Below are 19673 nucleotides of genomic sequence, written 5' to 3'. Positions count from 1 at the left end.
TGCAGGGGGGACCCTGTGGGAGAGTAGGACACCGCCGGACAACCATTCCCGAAGAGCCGCCCACCACGTGGGCGGCTCTTCGCATTTAACACACCGATGATGCACCGCACCGACACGAAGGCCGCCCGATGAGGCGGCCTTTCTGCGTTCGGCGCTCAGCGGCACGCATCGCGAGCCCGCATCGGCGAGGGCGCCTCGTACGATGGCCTGATGATCACCGTCGAGGGCCCGGCCGCCAGAGTGCTCACGGCCTACACCGACCTGCTCGTCGAGCGCGGCATCCGTGGCGCGACCCTCGAGGGCGTCGCGAGCCGTGCCGGCCTCTCCAAGTCGGGAGCGCTCCACCACTTCGCGTCCGTGAGCGCGCTCCGCGGGGCCCTGCTCGTCGAGCTCCGGGCCCAGGCCAGGAGGGATGCCGAGCGCATGCGGTCCGCGCCGGAGGGCGCCGTTCGCTACTACCTCGTATCCTCGCTCGACCGGGACAGCGAGCTCGAGCGCGTCATCGAAGCGGGCTACCGCGTCGCCCAGACCGGCGACGAGTCGGCGCTCGACGTGCTCCGCGCCTGCCGAGACGATTGGCTCGAGGTGCTCACCGCGGCGACGGACGACTCCTCGCTCGCGCGGCTGGTGCTGTTCGCCGGAGATGGCATGAACCACAACGCGCTCATGAACGTCCCCGACGGCGAGACGGTGCTCACCGCCGCGCATGTCGAGGCGCTCGTCGCGACCTTCGCCGCGCTGCAGGCCTCCGGTCGGCGCTGACCTGCCGCGGCCGCTCCGGGGCCACGGCAGCAAACGGATGCAGGCCTCCAGAACCGACCGACTAGACGGTCGGTGTATCATGGGAGCACCCGCATCTGTCGGCCCGTCCCTCATGCGCGCAAACCACTCGACGGCGAGAAGGTAGTACCTGATGAACACACCGACGGCCGGCGCCGCACCCGCAACCGATCCCACGCCCACCAAGGGCCTGGCCATCGGCAAGCTCGGCCTCTTCGGCTCGACGGTCATCGGCATCGCCTCGACCGCCCCGCTCTTCTCGCTCGCGGCGACGCTCGGCTACGTCATCATCGCGGTCGGCGCGCAGGCTCCGATCGCCTTCATCCTGGCCTTCGTGCCGATGCTGTTCACGGCCTTCGCGTACCGGGAGCTCAACAACGACGTGCCCGACTGCGGCACGGTGTTCACGTGGGCCGCCAAGGCGTTCGGTCCCCGCACCGGGTGGATGGCCGGGTGGAGCATCGCCGTGGCCGGCGTGCTCGTCATGGCGAACCTCGCGGAGATCGCCTCGGTGTACCTGCTCGGCCTGATCGGCGACGGCTCGTTGGCCGACGATCGCGTCATCGTCACCGCGTTCGGATGCGTCATCATCGCGGCCATGACGTGGATCTCGCTGCGCGGCGTCGAGATCGGCGAGCGGATGCAGCAGGTGCTGCTCGCGATCCAGTACCTCGCGATGGCCGCCTTCGTCGTCGGATGCCTCATCGGCTACTTCAACGGAACCGCCCCCGACCCGACGGCGGTCTCGCTCGACTGGTTCAACCCGTTCCTCGCCGACGGCACCGGCATGGTGCAGGCGATCCTCCTCGCGCTGTTCATCTACTGGGGCTGGGACACGTGCCTCGCCCTGACCGAGGAGACGAAGGACCCGCGTCGCACGCCCGGGAGGGCTGCAACCCTCTCGACCTTCATCCTGCTCATCACCTACGTCGGCGTCACCGTGGTGGCGATGATGTACGCCGGCCTCGGCGACACCGGCACCGGGCTCGCCAACGAGGAGCACGCCGACGACGTGTTCTCCGCCCTCGCCGGCATGGCGATGGGCCCGCTCGGCTGGTTCCTCGTCATCGCCGTCGCGATCTCCGCGCTCTCGTCGTCGCAGACCACCATCCTGCCGACGGCGCGGGGAACCTTCGCCATGGGCGTGTACAAGGCACTCCCGCCGCGCTTCGCGAAGGTCCACGCCGTGTCGAAGACGCCGACCTTCTCGACGACGCTCATCGGCGTCATCGCGATCGTCTACTACGCGGGCATGAACTTCGTGTCGACGAGCGTGCTCGCCGACTCGGTGCTCTCGATCGGCCTCGCGATCGCGTTCTTCTACGGCATCGCGAGCTTCGCCTGCATCTGGTACTTCCGCCGCAACCTCTTCGACAGCTGGCGCAACGCGTTCTACCGTTTCGTCTTCCCGCTGCTCGGCGGCGTGTTCATGGTGTGGGCGTTCGTGCAGTCGGCGATCGACATGGCGAACCCCGACTACGGCTACTCGCAGCTCGCGGGCATCGGCAGCGCGTTCCTCATCGGCGTGGGCTCACTCGTGCTCGGGGTCGTGCTGATGTTCGTCTGGGCGCTCATGCCCGGCTCGCGCGACTACTTCCAGAAGCGCTCGCTCAACCGCGACACCGAGGTGCTCGCGCCGGAGTAGGCCGGTCGTCCACCGCACGCCGCCGGGGCGACAGCCGGCAGAATTCCGGAACTCCGCCCCGCCCCGCCCCGCCGGGCCCGGAGCGGCGCGAAGTGTCGCGGTGCGAAGTTCCGGAGTTGCGCTGCGCGGCGCAGGTCAGCCGCGCGCGAGCTCCTCGCGGATGCCGGCGACGAACGCGTCGATGTCGTCTTCGCTCGTGTCGAACGAGCACATCCAGCGGACCTCACCCTTGGCGGCATCCCAGTCGTAGAACTTGAACCCGCGGTCGCGCAGGCGGTCGGCGACACCCACGGGCAGCACCGCGAACACGCCGTTCGACTCGGTGGGCTGGCTGAACCCGAGGCCGGGCAGCTCGCCCGCGGCGATGCCGGCGTCGAGCGCATCGCGAAGGCGGCGCGCCATGGCGTTCGCGTGCGACGCGCTCTCGAGCCAGAGGTCGCCCTCGAGCAGGGCGATGAGCTGCGCCGAGACGAAGCGCATCTTCGAGGCGAGCTGCATGTTCAGCTTGCGCAGGTATTTCAGGCCCTCGGATGCCGAGGGGTTGAGCACCACGATCGCCTCGGCGCCGAGGGCGCCGTTCTTGGTGCCGCCGAAGCTCAGTACGTCGACGCCCGCATCGCGCGTGAAGGCGCGCAACGGCAGGCCCAGTGAGGCGGCCGCGTTCGAGAGGCGTGCGCCGTCCATGTGCAGCAGCATGCCATGCTCGTGCGCGTGATCGGCGATCGCGCGCACCTCGTCGGGCGTGTAGAGCGTGCCGAGTTCGGAGGTCTGCGTGATCGACACGACGAGCGGCTGCGCGCGGTGCTCGTCGCCCCAGCCCCACGCCTCCTCATCGATGAGCTCGGGGGTGAGCTTGCCGTCGGGCGCGACGACCGTGAGCAGCTTCATGCCGCCCACGCGCTCGGGCGCGCCGCCCTCGTCGGAGTTGATGTGCGCCGTCTTGGCCGAGATCACGGCGCCCCAGCGCGGCAGCATCGACTGCAGGCCCGTGACGTTCGCTCCGGTGCCGTTGAAGACCGGGAACGCCTCGACGCCCTCGCCGAAGTGGTGGGCGAAGACCTGCTGGAGGCGCTCGGTGTAGGCGTCTTCGCCGTAGGCGACCTGGTGTCCGCCGTTGGCTGCCGCGATCGCGGCGAGCACCTCGGGGTGCACGCCGGAGTAGTTGTCGGAGGCGAAACCTCGAATGGTGGTGTCGTGGAGGGGGGAGCGCTCGTGGGTCACCGAACCATCCTGCCACCCGCGGCCTGAACGCATCGTGACGGTCGGCGCACGGAACCCGCGTCGTCGCCACGGCGCACGCACGGATGCCGCGACGCACGCTGCCGGTGGACATGCGGATGCCCGGGGCGCCGGCCCCGGGGCATCCGCCGGTCTGCTCGCGGCTCAGCCGAGGAGCGTGAAGACGACCGTGGAGGTGTTGCCGGCGACGTCGTGCACGACCAGCGTGTTCTGGCCCGCGACCGCGCCGAAGGTGCCCGGCTTCACGAAGTTCAGGTCGGACCACGCGTTGTTCGTCAGGTCCTTGACCACCCCGTTGAGCACGACCCGATCGACCTTGCCCGCATCGAACAGCTTGAAGCTGACCCTCTCGTACGTGCCGTCGGCACCGGCCGTCTCGCCAGCTCCGGTCTTGACCGTCGCGGTCGGCGCCGTCGCGTCGATCGTGAAGGAGGCCGTGCCGGTCTTGGCGATGTTGCCGGCGAGGTCCTCGGCGTTGGACTTCACCGTGTACGCGCCGTCGGGCAGCGTCACCGTCGCGCGGTGGGTGCCGGACGTCGCGCCGCCGATCGGGGTCTGGGTGCTCTTGACGAGGGTTCCGTCACGGTAGACGTTCGCCACGATGCGCTTGAGGCCTCGGTCGTCGGTCGCGTCGACCTGCACCTCGAGGGCACGGAACGGTCCGGTCGCGGTCGGCGTCACGAGCGCCGCGACCGGCTTCGTCGTGTCGGGCGCCTCGGGCGCGGCATCCTGCTCGAGGAAGACACGGTCGACGCTCCAGAAGGCGCTGTTCGTGCCCGTGTAGTGGAAGCGGAACTGCGCGGTGCGGGCGCCGGCCGGCACGTCGAAGGCGAGTCGCTCGTTCGTGTTGGTGTTGGCCGAGTACGCCTTCAGGGACTGCGGCGCACCGCCGTCGAAGCTCACCGAGACCTCCGCGGACTGCGGGCCGTCGATGAAGTAGTTGGTGGCGTAGGCGAGGGTCGCGGTCGCGGCGCCCGTCAGCGGGTACGCCGGGCTCACGAGGGTCGAGTCGAACTGGCCCGCGGCGTGCGACTTGTCGTCCCACTCGTCGGAGTCGGCCACGGCGAACACGTCGCGGCTGCGCACGCTCGTCTCGCGACGCTGGCCGAGCTCCACGTTGGTCCAGAACTCATCGGTCGCGAACGACCAGCCCGCCCACTCGGCGACGCCGCCGGTGGGCATCTTGGAGTTGTCGATGCTCCAGCCCTCTGGCGTGGTGTGCGTCCAGCCGAGCACGCCGGCGGCCGGCCGGGTCTCGTCGACCTTGCCCTGCAGCGCGGGGCGGAGGGCGTCGAAGTCGTCGGCCTGCAGCTCGCCGATCGCGGTGCCGTCGAGGTTCCACGCGGGGTCCGTTGCGATGCCGTCGGCCGCGAGCACGGTCGGCGCGATGTCGACGACCTTCACGTCGTTGCGGATCGAGCCCGCCGCGATGCCCGGGCCGGCAGCGATCACGAACGTCTTGCGCTCAGCGGGGCTGCTGCCGCCGTGTCCGCCGGTCGGCGTGTGACCGTGGTCGGCGGTGACGATGACGGTCCAGTCCTCGTCGGCGCGGGTCGCACGGGATTCGATGGCCGCGAGGATCTCGCCGAGTTGCGCGTCGGCGCGCTTCAGCGCAGCGCCGTAGGCCGCGCCGTTCGTGCCGACCGAGTGCCCGGCGCCGTCGACTTCGTCGAGGTGCACGAACACGTCGTCGGGATCGCCGGTGCTGAGCGCGGCCACCGCCTTCGCCGTGGTGCCCGCGTCGTCGCCGCCGGCGATGCGCTGGTCGACCGCAGGACCGAAGACGGTCTGGGGGATCGGCGTCCAGGTGCCGACGACGAGCGTCGCGCGGTCCGGAGCGGCGGCTTCGACGCGCGTGAGGTAGTCGGGGAACTGCGCGGAGTTCGGGTTGGTGAAGCTGTTGTCCACCACCCGGTGCTTGTCGGGCCAGACGCCCGTCGCGATGCTCGACCAGCCGGCTCCCGAGACGGTGCCCGCCATGGGCTGCGCGTAGAGGTTGCTCGCCGCGGTCAGGCCCGCGGCGCGGAGCGCGTCGAGGTTCGGCATGTCGGCCGGCGCGAGGAAGTCGAAGCTCGCGCCGTCGATGCCGACGACGAGCGTCTTCGCGGTCTTGGACCCGGCGGTGGGCGCCTCAGCGGGAGCGGCTGACGCGGCCTGCGCGCAGATGGGTGCCGCGACGAGGGCGGCGGCGAGGAACGAGGTCGAGACGGCGCGGATCGCGCGGTTCGGCGAGGGCATGAGGGTGGACCTTCCGATGAGGGAGTCGCGGCGACGGATGCCGCCCGCACCCCAGTCTTCGGAGATCGAGGCCGTCGGAGGAGGGGATCCGGGAGTTGTCGAGACATGTTCGTCGCGGGTTCACGCGTCATCGTCTCGACTCGCCCGGATGGCGGTGAAACCGAGGTGAACAACCTCTCTGAAAGCGGCCGTGGTGTCGAGACAACCTCAGGGGGTCGAGTCGTCCTGCGGGACTCGAGACGGCGTGCCGCCACGCGACCGGCCCGGCGGACGCACGGATGCCGCAGGCCCCCGCCCGCGGCATCCGCTCGCCCTGGCCGCGCCGTGCCGGCTCAGCCGCGCAGGGCGTCGCCGAGCTTCACCCGAGTGCCGGTCTTCAGCAGCGAATTGCGGTACATGCGCTCGCCGACGAGCACGGCGGCGGCCGCCGTCGCCAGCAGGATCGCGAGCGAGATGAACGGCTCCCACCATTCGGCCGTGCCGAGGAACACGCGCATCGGCATGCCGACGGGCGCCGAGAACGGGATGTAGCTCATGATCGCGAGCACGGTCGGGTTGTTGTTGAACACGATGATGAGGATGTACGGGATCATCACGAGCATCGTCACCGGCGTCGTGACGGAACCGACGTCCTCAGCACGCGACACGAGCGCCGACGTCGCCGCGAAGAGCGCCGCGAGCATCACGAAGCCGACCGCGAAGAACACCACGAACCAGATGACCGAAGGGCCGACGCCGCCGAGCAGCACCCGCTGGCCGGTGAGCATGAGCCCGAGCAGCGCGAGCACCGCGATCGCGAGGATCTGGCCGAACGCGAGCACGCTGTTGCCGATGACCTTTCCGGTCAGCAGCGCGCGTGCCGAGACCGTGGAGAGGAGGATCTCGACGACGCGGGTCTGCTTCTCCTCCACGACGGACTGCGAGATCGTCGAGCCGAACGTGATCGCCGACATGAAGAACACGATGCCGAAGCCGAAGGCGACGAAGTACGCGAGGGTCGGATCGACGGCGGCCGGGTCGAGCAGCTCGACCGTCGGATAGACGGCGAGGGCCTGCACGACGTCGGACGGCGCCTGGTCGAGGCCGATGACGACCACGCCCAGGGGGTCGGATGCCGCGGGCGCGACGATCGCGTCGACCTCGCCGTCGCGCAGCAGCTGCTCGCCGGCGGCCTGGTCGTCGACCGGGACCGCCTCGAGGGCGTCGTTGCCGTCGACCGCGGAGGACGCGGCGCCGACCACGGCGACCTTCGCGGCCTCGGACTGCCCGCCGAGGAGCGAGCCGAGCACGACCGAGGCGAGCACGGCGAGCATGAGCACGCCCGTCGAGATGAGGAACGCCTTGCTGCGCAGGCGCATCGTGATCTCACGGCCCGCGATGAGGCCGACGCTGTCGACGAAGCGCGGCGCCGCCGGTCGGGCGGTGGCGGTGCGGGGGGCGGGGCGGGTGCCGGTGCTCTGCGTGCTCATTGCACGACCTCCTTGAAGATCTGGGCGAGCGAGGTGCGCTCGCGCGCGAAGCTGATGAGGCCGCCGCGGGTGACGGCCTGTGCGAGGGCGGCCTCGCGCGCGGCATCCGACTCGGCCTCGAAGACGGCCCAGCCGCCGTCGAACTCGACGACGCGGATGCCGGGCTGCTGCCGCAGCCAGCCGGCGTCGCCGTTCGCGAGCAGCTCCCAGCGGTCGGTGCCGTGCTCGGCGCGCAACGTCTCGCCCGTGCCCGAGGCGACGATGCGTCCGCCCGAGATGATCACGAGGTCGTCGCAGAGGCGCTCGACGATGTCGAGCTGGTGCGACGAGAACAGCACGGGGGTGCCCGTCGCCGCGGAATCCGCGAGGACGCCCTGCACGGTCTCGACCGCCATCGGGTCGAGCCCCGAGAACGGCTCGTCGAGCACGAGCAGCTCGGGCTGGTGCACCAGGGCGGCGGCGATCTGCGCTCGCTGCTGGTTGCCGAGCGAGAGCGACTCGATGGTGTCGTCGACGCGCTCGCCGAGGCCGAGCCGCTCGAGCAGGTCGAGGGCGTTGCGCCGTGCGGCCTCGGCCGACCAGCCGTGCAGGCGTGCGAGGTAGACCGTCTGCTCGAGCACCTTCATCTTGGGGTACAGGCCTCGCTCCTCCGGCATGTAGCCGAAGCGGCGACGGTCATTCGCCCCGAGCCTGGTGCCGTCGATGGTGACCGTGCCCCCGTCGGAGGCGAGCACGCCGAGGATGATGCGCATGGTCGTGGTCTTGCCGGCGCCGTTGCCGCCGACGAATCCGGTGAGGCGTCCGTCGCCGACGGCGAAGCTGACGTGGTCGAGGGCGAGGCGCTCGCCGTAGCGCTTGGTGACGTCGTGGAGTTCGAGCATGCCCTCACGGTACGGAGGTCGCCTGGCCGCGGCATCCCCCGTGCGGATGGTCGTGCGCGGGGTCCTCGGCTCCCAGGTCCTCCGCACGGCGGAGGGGTTCCGGATGTCGCAGGTGCTGGCTACCCTCGCAGGGTGGGCGATCCGGAGCAGGTCGAGTCGCAGGCGACGACGAACGGTGAGGCGGGGGTGGCGCCGCCGCCCAACGGCATGCGCACGTTCATGCAGGTGCTCGTGAACACCGCGATCGCGAACGTCACCACGAGCTTCCTCTGGTTCGCGCTCACGTTCTGGGTGTACCTCGAGACGCGGTCGGTGCTCGCGACCGGCATCATCGGCGGCGCGTACATGCTGCTCATCGCCTTCTTCGCGATGCTGTTCGGCTCGATCGTCGACCGGCACCGCAAGCTGCAGGTGATGATCTTCTCGAGCCTGGTCACGCTCGGGGCGTTCGTCATCGCCGGCGTGCTCTACCTGCTCCAGCCCGAGTCCGCGCTCGTCGACCTCGGCGGGCCGTGGTTCTGGGCGTTCTCGGGCGTGATCCTCTTCGGCTCCGTCATCGAGCACATGCGCAACATCGCACTCTCGACCACGGTCACGCTGCTCGTGCCGGTCGACCGGCACGCGAACGCCAACGGCCTCGTCGGCACCGTGCAGGGCCTCGCGTTCATCGTGACGAGCGTGTTCAGCGGTCTCGCCATCGGGCTGCTCGGCATGGGGTGGACCCTCGTCATCGCGATCGCCCTGACGCTCGTCGCGCTCGTGCACCTGATGTTCCTCACGGTGCCCGAGGAGCGCCCGGAGCCCGCCGAGGGCGAACGTGCCTCCGCCATCGACATCAAGGGCAGCATCGCGGCCATCCGGTTGGCGCCGGGCCTGTTCGCCCTCATCATCTTCTCGACCTTCAACAACCTCATCGGCGGCGTCTACATGGCGCTCATGGACCCGTACGGCCTCACCCTGTTCCCCGTCGAGGTGTGGGGCATCGTGCTCGGCGTCACGGCGACCGGCTTCGTCATCGGCGGGTTGGCGATCGCGAGGTTCGGCCTCGGCAGGAATCCCATCCGCACGATGCTGCTCGTCGTCGTGGCGATGGGCGTGCTCGGTGCGCTCTTCACCATTCGCGAGTGGTGGTGGCTCTACGGCCTCGGCATCTGGGTCTACATGGCGCTCATCCCCGCGGTCGAGGCGGCCGAGCAGACCGTCATCCAGAAGGTCGTCACGTTCCGGCGCCAGGGTCGCGTGTTCGGCTTCGCGGCGGCGGTCGAGTCGGCCGCGGCCCCGATCACGGCGTTCCTCATCGCCCCGATCGCCGAGTTCGTGATCATCCCCTACATGGAGACCGATGCCGGGCGGCAGGCGTGGGGCTGGCTGCTCGGCGAGGGCGAGGCCAGGGGCATCGCGTTCGTGTTCCTCGTCGCTGGGCTCGCCATGGTCGTGCTCGCGCTCGCCGCCTTCACGACGCGGTCGTACCGGCTGCTCTCGGCGGAGTACCAGTCGGGCGCAGAGGCGCCGTCGCCGGAGGCGCGGGCCGATGACGCGGGCGACACCCACGAGGCGGACGACGTCGCGCGGCCCGAGGCGCAGACCGGCACGTTCGGTCGGGGTTCGCCGGCCGCATCCGGTGCCACGCCCGCCGAGCCGATCGCCGACCCGACCACCGACCCGCTCAGCGCACGACGTAGCGAAGGCTGACGACGCCGCCCGGCCGCGCCTCGACGTGGGCGAGCTCCAGCGCGCGGTCGGCGACCGCGGGTGGGGTGAACGATCGACCCTCACCCAGCAGCACCGGCACGACGCGCAGGTGCAGCTCGTCGACGAGCCCGGCGGCGAGCAGCGCGTCGGTGAGCACGAGGCTTCCCCAGACGATGACGGTGGCGAATCGCTCCTTCACCGCCGAGGCGGACGCGAGTGCGTCGCCGCGCAGCACCTCGATCTCGCCGTCGCCCCATGGTGCCGCCGTCAGCGTGTTCGACACCACGAACTTCGGCAGCCGCTCGATGAGCTCGGCGACCTGCTCGACCGCGGGGTCGACGCCCGGCCAGTAGTCGGCGAACATGCGATAGGTCGTCGCGCCGAACAGGATCGCGTCGGCCTGTGCGACGTAGGCGAGCTGCTCGGCGTCGTTGAGGTCGACCTCGCCGTCGGCGCCGGGTCGAACGAGTGCCTCGAAGAAGTCGATGCCGCCGTCGGGGTCGGCGGCGTACCCGTCGGCGGTGACGACCTGTTCGACGAGGAGGCGGCCCATCAGTCGCCACCGGGGCCGTCGAGGTGCTCGACCAGGAGATCGAACGCGGAGTCCCAGCCGTCGTAGACGTTCTCGTCGCCCGGTGCGCCGTCGATGCCGAGCACGTGGAAGGTCATGCGCGTCTGCTCGCCGCGCTCGCCGTGCTCGGCGAGCGCGATCGTGAGCACGGGCGCGAGCTCATCGGGGTCGCCGGGCGAGCCCCACGTCATGACGATCCGCTCTGGCGGCGTGATCTCGCGGTAGACGCCGGCCGTCGGGTACTCGGTGCCGTCGGGCGCGATCATCGTGTAGCGGTACCGGCAACCTGGGCGCACGTCGAGGTCGACGCTCTCGCGCGGCGTGACGATGCCGCGGGGGTGCCACCAGATGGCCGCCTCGTCGGGGTCGGTCCAGGCTCGCCAGACGAGGTCGCGGGGGGCGTCGAAGACGCGCGTGATCGTGAACTGCTTCGTTGCGGAGGCGGTCTGCTCAGGCATCCGTCTGTCCTTTCAGCTCGCGGAGTCGCTCGTCGAGCAGGTCGAAGCGCGCGTTCCATTCGCCCCGATGGCGTTCGACCCAGGCGGAGGCCTCGTCGAGCGGCTCGGTGCGGAGGGTGCAGGTGCGCCATTGGGCCGTGGCCGTGCGTTCGATGAGCCCCGCCCGCTCGAGCACCTTCAGGTGCTGCGAGATCGCCGGGCGACTCATCGCGAAGGGCTCCGCCAGTTCGCCGACGGTCGTCGGTCCGCCGCGGAGTCGCGAGAGGATCTCGCGACGCGTCGGATCGGCGAGCGCCTGGAACACGAGGCTGAGCTCGTCGGGCCCCTCCTTCATATAAGCAACTCCTTAATTAATGATTTGCTTACGTTACGTCGAGCCGAAGGGCGCGTCAAGGCCCAGCCGAGGGTTCCGGACCCGAAATCGAGCGTGGCGTCGGCTACGACGACGGACTGACGACGCCGTGCTCGTACGCGTAGACGACGGCGTGCACCCGGTCGCGCAGCGAGAGCTTCATGAGCACCTTCGACACGTGCGTCTTCACCGTGGCCTCGCCGACCCAGAGCCGTTCGGCGATCTCGGCGTTCGAGAGGCCCGCCGCGAGGTGCTCGAGGACCTCGCGCTCGCGGTCGGTGAGCGCATCGAGCTCGGGCGCGGGCTTCGGCTCACGTTCGGCGGGCATCGCGAGTCCGGCCGGCTCCGTGGGTGCGCGGCTCGCGACCGCCTCGATCACCCGGCGAGTCACGTCGGGCGAGAGCAGCGCGTCGCCGCGGGCGACGACCTGCACGGCCTCGATGAGCTGCTCGGGGCTCGAGTTCTTCAGCAGGAATCCGCTCGCGCCGGCCTCGAGCGCCTCGAACAGGTAGTCCTCCCGGTTGAAGGTCGTGAGCACGAGCACGGCGGTGGCGGATGTCGCGTCGGCCGTGATGCGCCTCGTGGCCTCGAGCCCGTCCATGCCGGGCATCTGCACGTCCATGCAGACGACGTCGGGCGCGAGGGCCGCGACCTGGGCGATGGCCGCAGCACCGTCGGATGCCTCGCCGACGACCTCGATGCCGTCCTCGGAGTCGAGGATCGTGCGGAAGCCCGCTCGCACGAGGCTCTGGTCGTCGACGACGAGCACGCGGATGCTCACGAGCGCACCTCCTCGCGGCGCAGCGGGAACCTCGCGCGCACGAGGTAGCCGCCACGGGCGCGCGGGCCGGTCTCGAGCGTGCCGCCCGCGGCGGCGACGCGTTCGCGCATGCCGAGCAGTCCGAGGCCCCCGCCGGTGGGGTCTGCCCGGTCGGTCCGGTCGACCGTGCGTGCGGGGGTCGTCGACCGCGTCGCGGTGCCCGTGTCGGTCACCTCGAGCTCGACGGCGTCGTCGTCCCAGCGCACGCGCACCTCGGCCGTCGCCGACGAGCCGGCGTGCTTGCGCACGTTCGTGAGGGCCTCCTGCGCGATGCGGTACGCGCTGAGGTCGACGACCGCCGACACCGCGCGGGGTTCGCCGACGATCGCGAGGGTCACGGGCAGCCCGCTCGTCGCACTCTCGGCCACGAGGTCGTCGATGCGGTCGATGCAGCGGGTCGAGGTGCTGGCGGTCGCCGGGCCGTCGCCGACGGCGCGTCCGGTCGCGAGGTCGATCGAGCCCGTGTCTGCGTCGCCGCGCAGCGTTCCGAGCAGGCCGTGCAGCTCGTCGACGGCGTCGCGCGCGCTCGACTCGATCGACGAGAGCGCGGCGGCCGCGGCATCCGGATCCTTCGCGAGCACGCGACGGGCGGCCCCGGCCTGCACGCCGATGACGGACACGTGGTGCGCGACGACGTCGTGCAGCTCGCGCGCGATGCGCAGCCGCTCGAGGGCCACCGCCTGCACGCGGGTGCGCTCACGTTCGGCGGCCAGCTCGGCCGTGCGCTGCTCGAGCTCGGCCCTCGCCCGCGCCGAGCGGTAGGCGGCATCGCCGAAGTACCATGCGCCGCCGAAGTACAGGAGGTTGGTGAGCACGTTGATGAGCCCGTAGGCCACATACGGGGAGAGGAGGCCCTCGCGGCCGAGGTCGGGCAGGTAGTCCTGCATGGCGGAGTAGGTGATGAGCCCCCAGAACAGCCAGGCGAACATGCTCACGACGATCACCGTGCGCACGATGTTGGCCCGGCTGCGACTGCGTGACCAGGCGCCGACGGAGTAGATCGCGATGAAGAGCGCGATGTTCGAGAAGAGCAGCTCCATCGTCTCGGTCATGGCGCCGACGATGAAGGTGGCGGATGCCGCGATCGCCACCGCCTCGGGCCAACGACGCCGCACGGCCAGAGGCGCGGTCATGCCGAGCACCCAGAGCGCCGAGCCCCACCACGGGGCATCGTCGCCGATGCCCGCTCTGCGGTAGAGCACCACGCTGCCGGCGGACGCGACCGCGAGGACGGCGGCGAGCACCAGGTCGTTGCGGAACGCACGACGGCCCGGGTGCGGCCGGATCCACTCGACGCCGTCGACGACGGGTGGTGCGAGGGTGGCGCTCATCCCCCCACGCTACCGAGCGTGCGGCGTCGCCGGATCCGTCGCGCGGTGGACTTCTCGGTGCTGCTGGCGGATGTCTCGACCAGGCGCCGCCGGGATTAGGCTCGCTCGCATGGATCACGCCGTCCCCGTCGAAGCCGCCGTCGTCGCCGAACTGCGGGCGGTGCTCCGCCCCGACCAGGTGCTGACGGATGCCGCGGCGCTCGCCGAGTACGCGCACGACGACGCGGAGTGGGCGCCGTTCGAGACCCCGCTCGCCGTGGTGCTCGCCGAGCACGAGCGCGACGTGGTCGCCGTGGTGCGGCTCGCCGCGGCATCCGGAGTCCGCGTGGTTCCCCGTGGTGCGGGCACCGGACTCTCGGGCGGAGCCAACGCCGTGGCCGACGGCATCGTGCTCTCACTGGAGCGCATGACGCGCATCGTCGAGATCGACGCGGCTGAGCGGTTCGCGGTCGCCGAGGCCGGCGTCATCAACGACACCCTGCGCCAGGCGGTGGCCGAGCAGGGGCTCTGGTACCCGCCGGATCCCGCGAGCTACCGCATCTCGACGATCGGCGGCAACGCGGCCACCAACGCGGGCGGCATCTGCTGCGTGAAGTACGGCGTGACCCGCGACTACGTGCTCGGGCTCCGGGTGGTGCTCGCGGACGGTGAGATCGTCGACCTCGGCCGCCGCACCGCGAAGGGCGTCACCGGCTACGACCTCACCGCGCTCATGGTCGGGTCGGAGGGCACGCTCGGCATCATCACGCAGGTCACGGTGAAGCTGCTGCCGCTCGCGGGCCGCGAGGAGCGGGCCGTGGTGGGCGCCTTCGGGTCGCTCGTCGCCGCCGGCGACGCGGTCGCGGCGATCAGCGCGTCGGGCATCGTGCCGTCCGCCCTCGAGATCCTCGACCGCACCTGCATCGAGGCGGTCGACGCGTGGCAGTCGCTCGGGCTCCCGCACGGCGTGGACACCCTGCTGCTCGCCAAGGTCGACGAGGTCGGTGCGCTCGGCGAGCGGCACGCGGCATCCGTCGCCGAGCTCATGACCGGCGCAGGCGCGCTCTCGGTCGAGCAGGCCGTCGACGCCGACGAGATCGACCGGCTCTTCGTCGCGCGTCGGCTCGCGTACCCCGCGCTCGAGCGCCTCGGACCGGTGCTCACCGAGGACGTCTGCGTGCCGCGCGCAGCCGTGCCCGAGATGCTCGCGCGCATCCAGTCCGCTGCGGCCGAGTACGACGTCGTGATCGCCAACATCGCGCATGCCGGCGACGGCAACCTGCACCCGCTCATCATCGCGCCCGAGGGCGACGACGAGGCGAAGGCCGGGGCGAAGCTCGCGTTCGATCGCATCGTCGACGAGTGCCGCGCGCTCGGCGGCACGGTGACGGGCGAGCACGGCGTCGGCCTGCTGAAGCTGCCGGGTGCGCGCGCCGAACTCGGCGACCGCGTGCTCGCGATGCACGCGTCGATCAAGCAGGCCCTCGACCCGAGGGGCACGCTGAACCCGGGCAAGGCGTTCCCCGCCTAGCGCCGCAGCGGATGCGGCCCTGTTGCCGGACGCACCGCCGGGTCTAGGGTCGGGCGCATGGAAGAGTCGCCGCCCCGCGAGTCGTGGTTCGCGTCGCGGTGGCGTGGCGTTCGCCGCGTGTTCCGGCGCGAGACGCTGGGCAAGGACGTGCTCGCCGGCACCGTCCTCGGCATCGAGAGCGTTCCCGACGGGCTCGCGATCGGGCTGCTCGCCGGGGTCAACCCGGTGGCCGGCATCTACGCCTTCCTGTTCGGCATGGCGGGCGCCGCCCTGGCGACGAGCAGCACGTTCATGGCGGTGCAGGCCACGAGCGCGATGGCGCTCATCGTCTCGGACACGGACCTGTCGACCCGGCCCGATCCGGATCGGGCGCTGTACACGCTCGCCGTGCTCTCCGGCGTCATCATGATCGTCGCGGGTGCACTCGGCGTCGGCCGGATGCTGCGCTTCGTCCCGACCGCCGTGATGGTGGGCTTCGTGACGGCCGTCGGCGTCAACATCGTGCTCGGCCAGCTCGCGAACCTGACCGGGTTCACCGGAAGCGGGGCGAACCGGCTGTTCAAGGCGATCGACACGTTCGCCAACGTCGGGTCGTTCGACCTGCCGACCGTCGTCGTCGGCCTCGTCACCATCGCGCTCATCGTGGTGCTCACGCGGACCCCGCTGCGCTCGCTCGGACTCGTCGTCGCGATCGCGGCGGGCTCCGGGCTCGCCGCGCTCTTCACCCACGTGTTCGGCTGGGAGGTGCTGCTCGTCGGCGATGTCGCCGACGTGCCGAGCGGGCTGCCCGCGCCGGTGCTCCCGAGCCTCGACGACCTGGGATACCTCGCGCTGCCCGCGCTCTCGCTCGCGTTCGTCGGCCTCGTGCAGGGCGCCGGGGTCGCGGCCGGCGTGCCGAATGCCGACGGCAGGCCGGCCGATGCGAATCGGAACTTCATCGGGCAGGGGGTCGGCAGCATCGTCGCCGGTGTCTTCCGGGGCATGCCGGTCGGCGGATCGATGTCGGCCTCGGCGCTGATCGTCGCCGCGGGCGCGCGCACCCGCCTCGCGCTGTTCATCGCGGCGATCGTCATGGCGCTGCTGATCCTCGTCGCGTCCGGCGTGGTCTCGCTCGTCGCGATGCCCGCGCTCGCGGGGCTCCTCATCGTCGTCGGCGTGCAGGCGATCAAGCCCCCGCGGATCCAGTCCGTCGCGAAGACGGGGCCGCTGCAGACCACCGTGATGGGCGTCACGTTCGCCCTCACCCTGCTCATCCCGCTGCAGTTCGCGGTGCTCGTGGGCGTCGGCCTCGCCGTCGTCCTGTTCGTCGCGCAGCAGTCGAACCGGATCCGGGTGCGCCGCCTCGAGTTCCACGGGGAACGGCGCCTGCGCGAGGTCGATCCGATGGCGGCCGTGCCGCCGCACGAGGTCGTCGTGCTGCAGCCCTACGGCAACCTCTCGTATGCGACGGCTCCGGTCTTCGAGGCGCTGCTGCCAGCCGTCGACGACGATACGCGCGGGTCGGTCGTCATCGTGCGCCTCCGCGGGATCGACGACCTCGGCCTGTCCTCCGTCGCGGTGCTCGAGCGCTACCTCGACGACCTCGAACGGCACGGCTCGACGCTGTGGCTCGTGGTCGCCGGCGAGCGCCTCGCCGACCAGCTGGCCGCCGGCGGGCTGCTCGAACGCCTCGGCCCCGACCGCGTGTACGAGAGCTCGGAGTGGATCGGCGAGGCGGTGCGCCGCGCGCACCGCGACGCCCTGGAGTGGGTGGCCGCCCGGCGGTGAGGCCGATCGGTGCGGCGCTCAGCGGGCGAGGAACGCCAGGAGCTCGTCGTTGAAGCGGGCCGGCTGCTCGATGTTCGCCGCGTGCCCGTCGTGCTCGATCACGGTCGAGGAGGCGAGCGGGTTGAGGTCGGCGGATGCCGCGGCGTGCGCGGCCGGCCAGAACTCGCTCTCGGCGCCGGCGATGAAGAACGCGGGCACGCCGGCCGCCGAGATCACGGGCCGCCAGTCGCGCTTCGCGTGGTCGCCCAGCAGGGCGAGTTCGGCCGCGGTGAACGTCGGCTTGCCGCCCTTCGGGAGGTCTATCACCCGCAGCACGCGCGCGATGCGCACGAGCCCCTTCGTCTTCAGCGGGTACCGGCCGGGATCGGGGATTCCGGTCGCGAACAGGGTTTCGGCGTTGCCCGCGTCGTAGTCGTAGAAGCCGTGCGCCCAGTCGTCGGAGTTCAGCATCTTCGGCGTCTGGTCGACGATCACGACGTCGCGGATGCCGCGCGGGCCGGTCGACGCGCTCGACGAGCCGGCCGCGCCGTCCGAGCCGGCCGCGCCGTCCGAGCCGGCCGCGCCGTCCGAGCCGGCCGCGCCGGTCGACCCGCTCGACGCGAGCAGCGCCCAGATCGCGTTGCCGCCCATCGACTGCCCGACGAGCGTCGCGTCGGCGAGGCCGAGCTGCTCGACGAGTTCGCCGATGTCGGCGCCGTGCCGATCCATCGTGTGTCCGCCCTCGGGACCCGTCTCGGAGAGGCCGTGGCCGCGCCGGTCGAACGCGATGACGCGGTAGCCCGCTCGGGTGAGCGGCTTCACCTGGTAGTGCCAGCCCGTCGCGGAGGCCTTGAACCCTGCGATGAGCACGACGGGCCGGCCCGCCGGGTCACCCGATTCGACGTAGTGCAGGCGGATGCCGTCGGAGCTCGTGATGGTCGGCATCGTCGTCTCGTTCCTCGAACGTCGGCCGGGGCATCCGGCGCGTGGATCAGGCGGTGGGGGCTGCAGCATGCTACTCCGCGGCATCCGGATGCCCGAATCGCGCTCGGTCTCGGGTCGAGGGCGGGCTGCGCCGGCTGCGCGGGCTGCGCCGGCTGCCGGTGGCGGCGAGCGCGCAGGAGGCGGAGGATGGGCAGGTGAGCCGGATCGCGCCATGAGCTCGCCGACGGCAGCGACGCCGTCGGTCCCGACCTCCACGCCGGGCCGCGTGCAGGCCGTCTACTTCACCCTGCTCATCGGCAACACGCTCGCGGCATCCTTCATCTGGGGCATCAACACGCTGTTCCTGCTCGATGCCGGGTTGACGAACCTCGAGGCGTTCGCCGCGAACTCGTTCTTCTCGATCGGCATGGTCGTGTTCGAGGTGCCGACGGGCGTGATCGCCGACACGCTCGGCCGGCGGGTGTCGTACCTGCTCGGCACGGTGACCCTGGCCGTCACGACGGCGCTCTACTACCTCCTGTGGGTGTGGCACTCGCCGTTCTGGGCCTGGGCGCTCGTCTCGGTGCTCCTCGGGCTCGGGTTCACCTTCTTCTCCGGCGCGGTCGAGGCGTGGCTCGTCGACGCGCTGACGGCGACCGGGTACACGGGCAGCCTCGAGCGGGTGTTCGGTCGTGGCATCTCGGTCGCGGGCGTCGCGATGCTCGGCGGGTCGACACTCGGCGGCGTGGTCGCGCAGGCGACGGACCTCGGCGTCCCGTTCCTCATGCGGGCGGGCGTGCTGATCGTCATGTTCGTGGTCGCGGCGCTCCTGATGCGCGACCTGGGCTTCACACCGGTGGACCGAGGGCACCCGATCACGGCGACGAAGCACGTGCTCGTGGCATCCGTGAAGTACGGCCTCGGGCGACCCGGCGTGCGATACCTGATGCTGGCGTCGGCGTTCACGAGCGGCGTCGGTTTCTACGTCTTCTACGCGCTGCAGCCGTACCTGCTCGAGCTCTGGGGCGACGAGGGCGCGTACTCGATCGCGGGCCTCGCGGCCGGCATCGTCGCCGGGTCGCAGATCATCGGCGGCCTCGTCGCACCGTGGTTGCGTCGACGGTTCCGCAGGCGCACCACGTCGGTCATGCTCGCGGTCGGCGTGAGCGCCGGGATCCTCGTGGTGCTCGGCATGAACCGGAACTTCTGGGTCGCGCTCGGGCTGCTCGTGCTGTGGGCGCTCATCGATGCGGCCGCTGGACCCGTGCGCCAGGCGTACATCAACGACATGATCCCGTCGGCCCAGCGCGCGACCGTGCTCTCGTTCGACTCGCTCGTCGGCAGTACGGGTGCGGCCGTGATCCAGCCCGTGCTCGGGCGGTCGGCGGATGTCTGGGGCTACCCGTTCTCGCTCGCGCTCAGCGGTGCCGTGCAGGCCATCGCCGTGCCGTTCGTCTGGCTCAGCCGGCGCAGCGGCGAGGCGGCGGATGTCGCGATGAGCATGGACGAGGCCGGCGAGGCGCAGCCGCCCGCTGAGTAGCGCATCAGCGTGCGGCGGACCGGTCCTTGTCGAAGCGCGGCGTGATGAACTTCGCGGCGACCCAGCCGAGGATCGCGGTGATGACCCAGACGATGACCGTCGCGATGATCCAGCCGCCGACGCCGTCGAAGCTGACGCCGCCGAACAGCGAGGCGATCCACAGCGCGAGGAACGTGGAGATCAGGCCCGCGATGCCCGCGATGGTGGGCGCGGCGCGGTGGAAGAGGCTGCGCACGAGCCATTCGACGAGCGCCTGCACCACGGCGAACACGAGGATCGCGACGATGAAGCCGCCGGGATGCACGTGGAAGCCGGGCACGAGCAGCGAGGTGATCAGCAGCGCGATCGCCGCCGTCGCGAGGAAGATCGCCAGGTTGAGGAGGTTGCGCACCATGCCGCGAGCGTAGCGTTCGCAGCGATCTCCGCGCGGGATGACATGCCCTGAGCGTGCGCTGGGAACGGTGTGCCCCGAATGGG

17 protein-coding genes are annotated in these 19673 nt (G+C 71.2%); 6 read left to right on the top strand and 11 right to left on the bottom strand.

The features are described 5' to 3' along the window. Window positions 1-210: 210 nt before the first annotated feature. Together ABIC29_RS18665 and ABIC29_RS18660 are read left to right on the top strand one after the other, a co-directional pair. The gene (locus ABIC29_RS18665) at window positions 211-762 is read left to right on the top strand and encodes a TetR/AcrR family transcriptional regulator (RefSeq protein WP_116085982.1); all 552 of its coding nucleotides are present in this window, start codon (window positions 211-213) and stop codon (window positions 760-762) included. Between the two features lie 151 nt (window positions 763-913). Beyond that, window positions 914-2425: an APC family permease gene (locus ABIC29_RS18660; protein ID WP_116085980.1), complete on the top strand. Its 1512-nt coding sequence runs from the start codon at window positions 914-916 to the stop codon at window positions 2423-2425. A 135-nt stretch (window positions 2426-2560) separates the two neighbouring features. Here the strand turns inward: ABIC29_RS18660 and ABIC29_RS18655 are convergent, their stop codons facing one another. The 4 genes from ABIC29_RS18655 to ABIC29_RS18640 all read right to left on the bottom strand — a co-directional run bounded on the left by ABIC29_RS18655 (window position 2561) and on the right by ABIC29_RS18640 (window position 8252). Further along, complete coding sequence (locus ABIC29_RS18655) at window positions 2561-3679, bottom strand: threonine aldolase family protein (RefSeq protein WP_116085977.1); 1119 nt, start codon at window positions 3677-3679, stop codon at window positions 2561-2563. A gap of 129 nt (window positions 3680-3808) precedes the next feature. Next, the gene (locus tag ABIC29_RS18650) at window positions 3809-5902 is read right to left on the bottom strand and encodes an alkaline phosphatase family protein (RefSeq protein WP_354247924.1); all 2094 of its coding nucleotides are present in this window, start codon (window positions 5900-5902) and stop codon (window positions 3809-3811) included. Window positions 5903-6234: 332 nt separating this feature from the next. Then, on the bottom strand, window positions 6235-7371 hold the full coding sequence (locus ABIC29_RS18645; RefSeq protein WP_116085975.1) for an ABC transporter permease: 1137 nt from the start codon (window positions 7369-7371) through the stop codon (window positions 6235-6237). Further along, a complete protein-coding gene (locus ABIC29_RS18640) occupies window positions 7368-8252 on the bottom strand; it encodes an ABC transporter ATP-binding protein (RefSeq protein ID WP_354247921.1) in 885 nt (294 codons plus the stop codon). Before ABIC29_RS18640 ends, ABIC29_RS18645 begins: the two co-directional genes overlap by 4 nt. A 207-nt stretch (window positions 8253-8459) precedes the next feature. Between ABIC29_RS18640 and ABIC29_RS18635 the strand changes: the two genes are divergently transcribed. Beyond that, entirely contained in the window at window positions 8460-9944 is a 1485-nt protein-coding gene (locus ABIC29_RS18635) for an MFS transporter (protein ID WP_354247948.1), read from the top strand. Here the strand turns inward: ABIC29_RS18635 and ABIC29_RS18630 are convergent. The 5 genes from ABIC29_RS18630 to ABIC29_RS18610 form a co-directional block, all read right to left on the bottom strand. Next, on the bottom strand, window positions 9919-10497 hold the full coding sequence (locus ABIC29_RS18630; RefSeq protein WP_116085969.1) for a dihydrofolate reductase family protein: 579 nt from the start codon (window positions 10495-10497) through the stop codon (window positions 9919-9921). The genes ABIC29_RS18635 and ABIC29_RS18630 overlap by 26 nt on opposite strands. Then, complete coding sequence (locus ABIC29_RS18625) at window positions 10497-10973, bottom strand: SRPBCC family protein (protein WP_354247917.1); 477 nt, start codon at window positions 10971-10973, stop codon at window positions 10497-10499. The genes ABIC29_RS18630 and ABIC29_RS18625 overlap by 1 nt, the downstream gene beginning before the upstream one ends. After that, on the bottom strand, window positions 10966-11307 hold the full coding sequence (locus tag ABIC29_RS18620) for an ArsR/SmtB family transcription factor (RefSeq protein WP_354247914.1): 342 nt from the start codon (window positions 11305-11307) through the stop codon (window positions 10966-10968). Before ABIC29_RS18620 ends, ABIC29_RS18625 begins: the two co-directional genes overlap by 8 nt. Before the next feature lie 103 nt (window positions 11308-11410). Continuing rightward, on the bottom strand, window positions 11411-12106 hold the full coding sequence (locus ABIC29_RS18615; protein ID WP_116085962.1) for a response regulator: 696 nt from the start codon (window positions 12104-12106) through the stop codon (window positions 11411-11413). Then, entirely contained in the window at window positions 12103-13476 is a 1374-nt protein-coding gene (locus tag ABIC29_RS18610; RefSeq protein ID WP_354247911.1) for a sensor histidine kinase, read from the bottom strand. The genes ABIC29_RS18615 and ABIC29_RS18610 overlap by 4 nt, the downstream gene beginning before the upstream one ends. A gap of 109 nt (window positions 13477-13585) precedes the next feature. Between ABIC29_RS18610 and ABIC29_RS18605 the strand changes: the two genes are divergently transcribed. After that, window positions 13586-14986, top strand: coding sequence for an FAD-binding oxidoreductase (locus ABIC29_RS18605; protein ID WP_354247909.1), 1401 nt, complete (start codon window positions 13586-13588; stop codon window positions 14984-14986). Between the two features lie 57 nt (window positions 14987-15043). Beyond that, a complete protein-coding gene (locus ABIC29_RS18600) occupies window positions 15044-16753 on the top strand; it encodes a SulP family inorganic anion transporter (RefSeq protein ID WP_354247906.1) in 1710 nt (569 codons plus the stop codon). An 18-nt stretch (window positions 16754-16771) separates the two neighbouring features. On the opposite strand, the gene ABIC29_RS18595 is transcribed toward ABIC29_RS18600, so the two are convergent. Continuing rightward, the gene (locus ABIC29_RS18595; RefSeq protein WP_354247903.1) at window positions 16772-17677 is read right to left on the bottom strand and encodes an alpha/beta fold hydrolase; all 906 of its coding nucleotides are present in this window, start codon (window positions 17675-17677) and stop codon (window positions 16772-16774) included. A 211-nt stretch (window positions 17678-17888) separates the two neighbouring features. Here ABIC29_RS18595 and ABIC29_RS18590 point away from each other — a divergent pair, with 211 nt between their 5' ends. Beyond that, window positions 17889-19196 carry an MFS transporter gene (locus ABIC29_RS18590; protein ID WP_354247900.1) on the top strand — a complete coding sequence of 436 codons (1308 nt, stop codon included), beginning with the start codon at window positions 17889-17891 and terminating at the stop codon, window positions 19194-19196. A 4-nt stretch (window positions 19197-19200) separates the two neighbouring features. Here the strand turns inward: ABIC29_RS18590 and ABIC29_RS18585 are convergent, their stop codons facing one another. Then, a complete protein-coding gene (locus ABIC29_RS18585) occupies window positions 19201-19590 on the bottom strand; it encodes a phage holin family protein (protein ID WP_354247897.1) in 390 nt (129 codons plus the stop codon). Window positions 19591-19673: the final 83 nt, after the last annotated feature.

This window comes from Agromyces sp. PvR057 (genome assembly GCF_040547485.1).
GTDB lineage: Bacteria > Actinomycetota > Actinomycetes > Actinomycetales > Microbacteriaceae > Agromyces.
This window is presented reverse-complemented; position numbering and strand designations above follow the sequence as displayed.

What these genes read in the sequence shown, in the direction of transcription:
- ABIC29_RS18620 (WP_354247914.1), bottom strand. Translation starts at nt 11,307, where the DNA reads ATGAAGGAGGGGCCCGACGAGCTCAGCCTCGTGTTCCAGGCGCTCGCC.
- ABIC29_RS18645 (WP_116085975.1), bottom strand. Translation starts at nt 7,371, where the DNA reads ATGAGCACGCAGAGCACCGGCACCCGCCCCGCCCCCCGCACCGCCACC.
- ABIC29_RS18630 (WP_116085969.1), bottom strand. Translation starts at nt 10,497, where the DNA reads ATGGGCCGCCTCCTCGTCGAACAGGTCGTCACCGCCGACGGGTACGCC.
- ABIC29_RS18660 (WP_116085980.1), top strand. Translation starts at nt 914, where the DNA reads ATGAACACACCGACGGCCGGCGCCGCACCCGCAACCGATCCCACGCCC.
- ABIC29_RS18610 (WP_354247911.1), bottom strand. Translation starts at nt 13,476, where the DNA reads ATGAGCGCCACCCTCGCACCACCCGTCGTCGACGGCGTCGAGTGGATC.
- ABIC29_RS18640 (WP_354247921.1), bottom strand. Translation starts at nt 8,252, where the DNA reads ATGCTCGAACTCCACGACGTCACCAAGCGCTACGGCGAGCGCCTCGCC.
- ABIC29_RS18655 (WP_116085977.1), bottom strand. Translation starts at nt 3,679, where the DNA reads ATGCGTTCAGGCCGCGGGTGGCAGGATGGTTCGGTGACCCACGAGCGC.
- ABIC29_RS18650 (WP_354247924.1), bottom strand. Translation starts at nt 5,902, where the DNA reads ATGCCCTCGCCGAACCGCGCGATCCGCGCCGTCTCGACCTCGTTCCTC.
- ABIC29_RS18590 (WP_354247900.1), top strand. Translation starts at nt 17,889, where the DNA reads ATGAGCTCGCCGACGGCAGCGACGCCGTCGGTCCCGACCTCCACGCCG.
- ABIC29_RS18625 (WP_354247917.1), bottom strand. Translation starts at nt 10,973, where the DNA reads ATGCCTGAGCAGACCGCCTCCGCAACGAAGCAGTTCACGATCACGCGC.
- ABIC29_RS18635 (WP_354247948.1), top strand. Translation starts at nt 8,460, where the DNA reads ATGCGCACGTTCATGCAGGTGCTCGTGAACACCGCGATCGCGAACGTC.
- ABIC29_RS18600 (WP_354247906.1), top strand. Translation starts at nt 15,044, where the DNA reads ATGGAAGAGTCGCCGCCCCGCGAGTCGTGGTTCGCGTCGCGGTGGCGT.
- ABIC29_RS18585 (WP_354247897.1), bottom strand. Translation starts at nt 19,590, where the DNA reads ATGGTGCGCAACCTCCTCAACCTGGCGATCTTCCTCGCGACGGCGGCG.
- ABIC29_RS18595 (WP_354247903.1), bottom strand. Translation starts at nt 17,677, where the DNA reads ATGCCGACCATCACGAGCTCCGACGGCATCCGCCTGCACTACGTCGAA.
- ABIC29_RS18605 (WP_354247909.1), top strand. Translation starts at nt 13,586, where the DNA reads ATGGATCACGCCGTCCCCGTCGAAGCCGCCGTCGTCGCCGAACTGCGG.
- ABIC29_RS18665 (WP_116085982.1), top strand. Translation starts at nt 211, where the DNA reads ATGATCACCGTCGAGGGCCCGGCCGCCAGAGTGCTCACGGCCTACACC.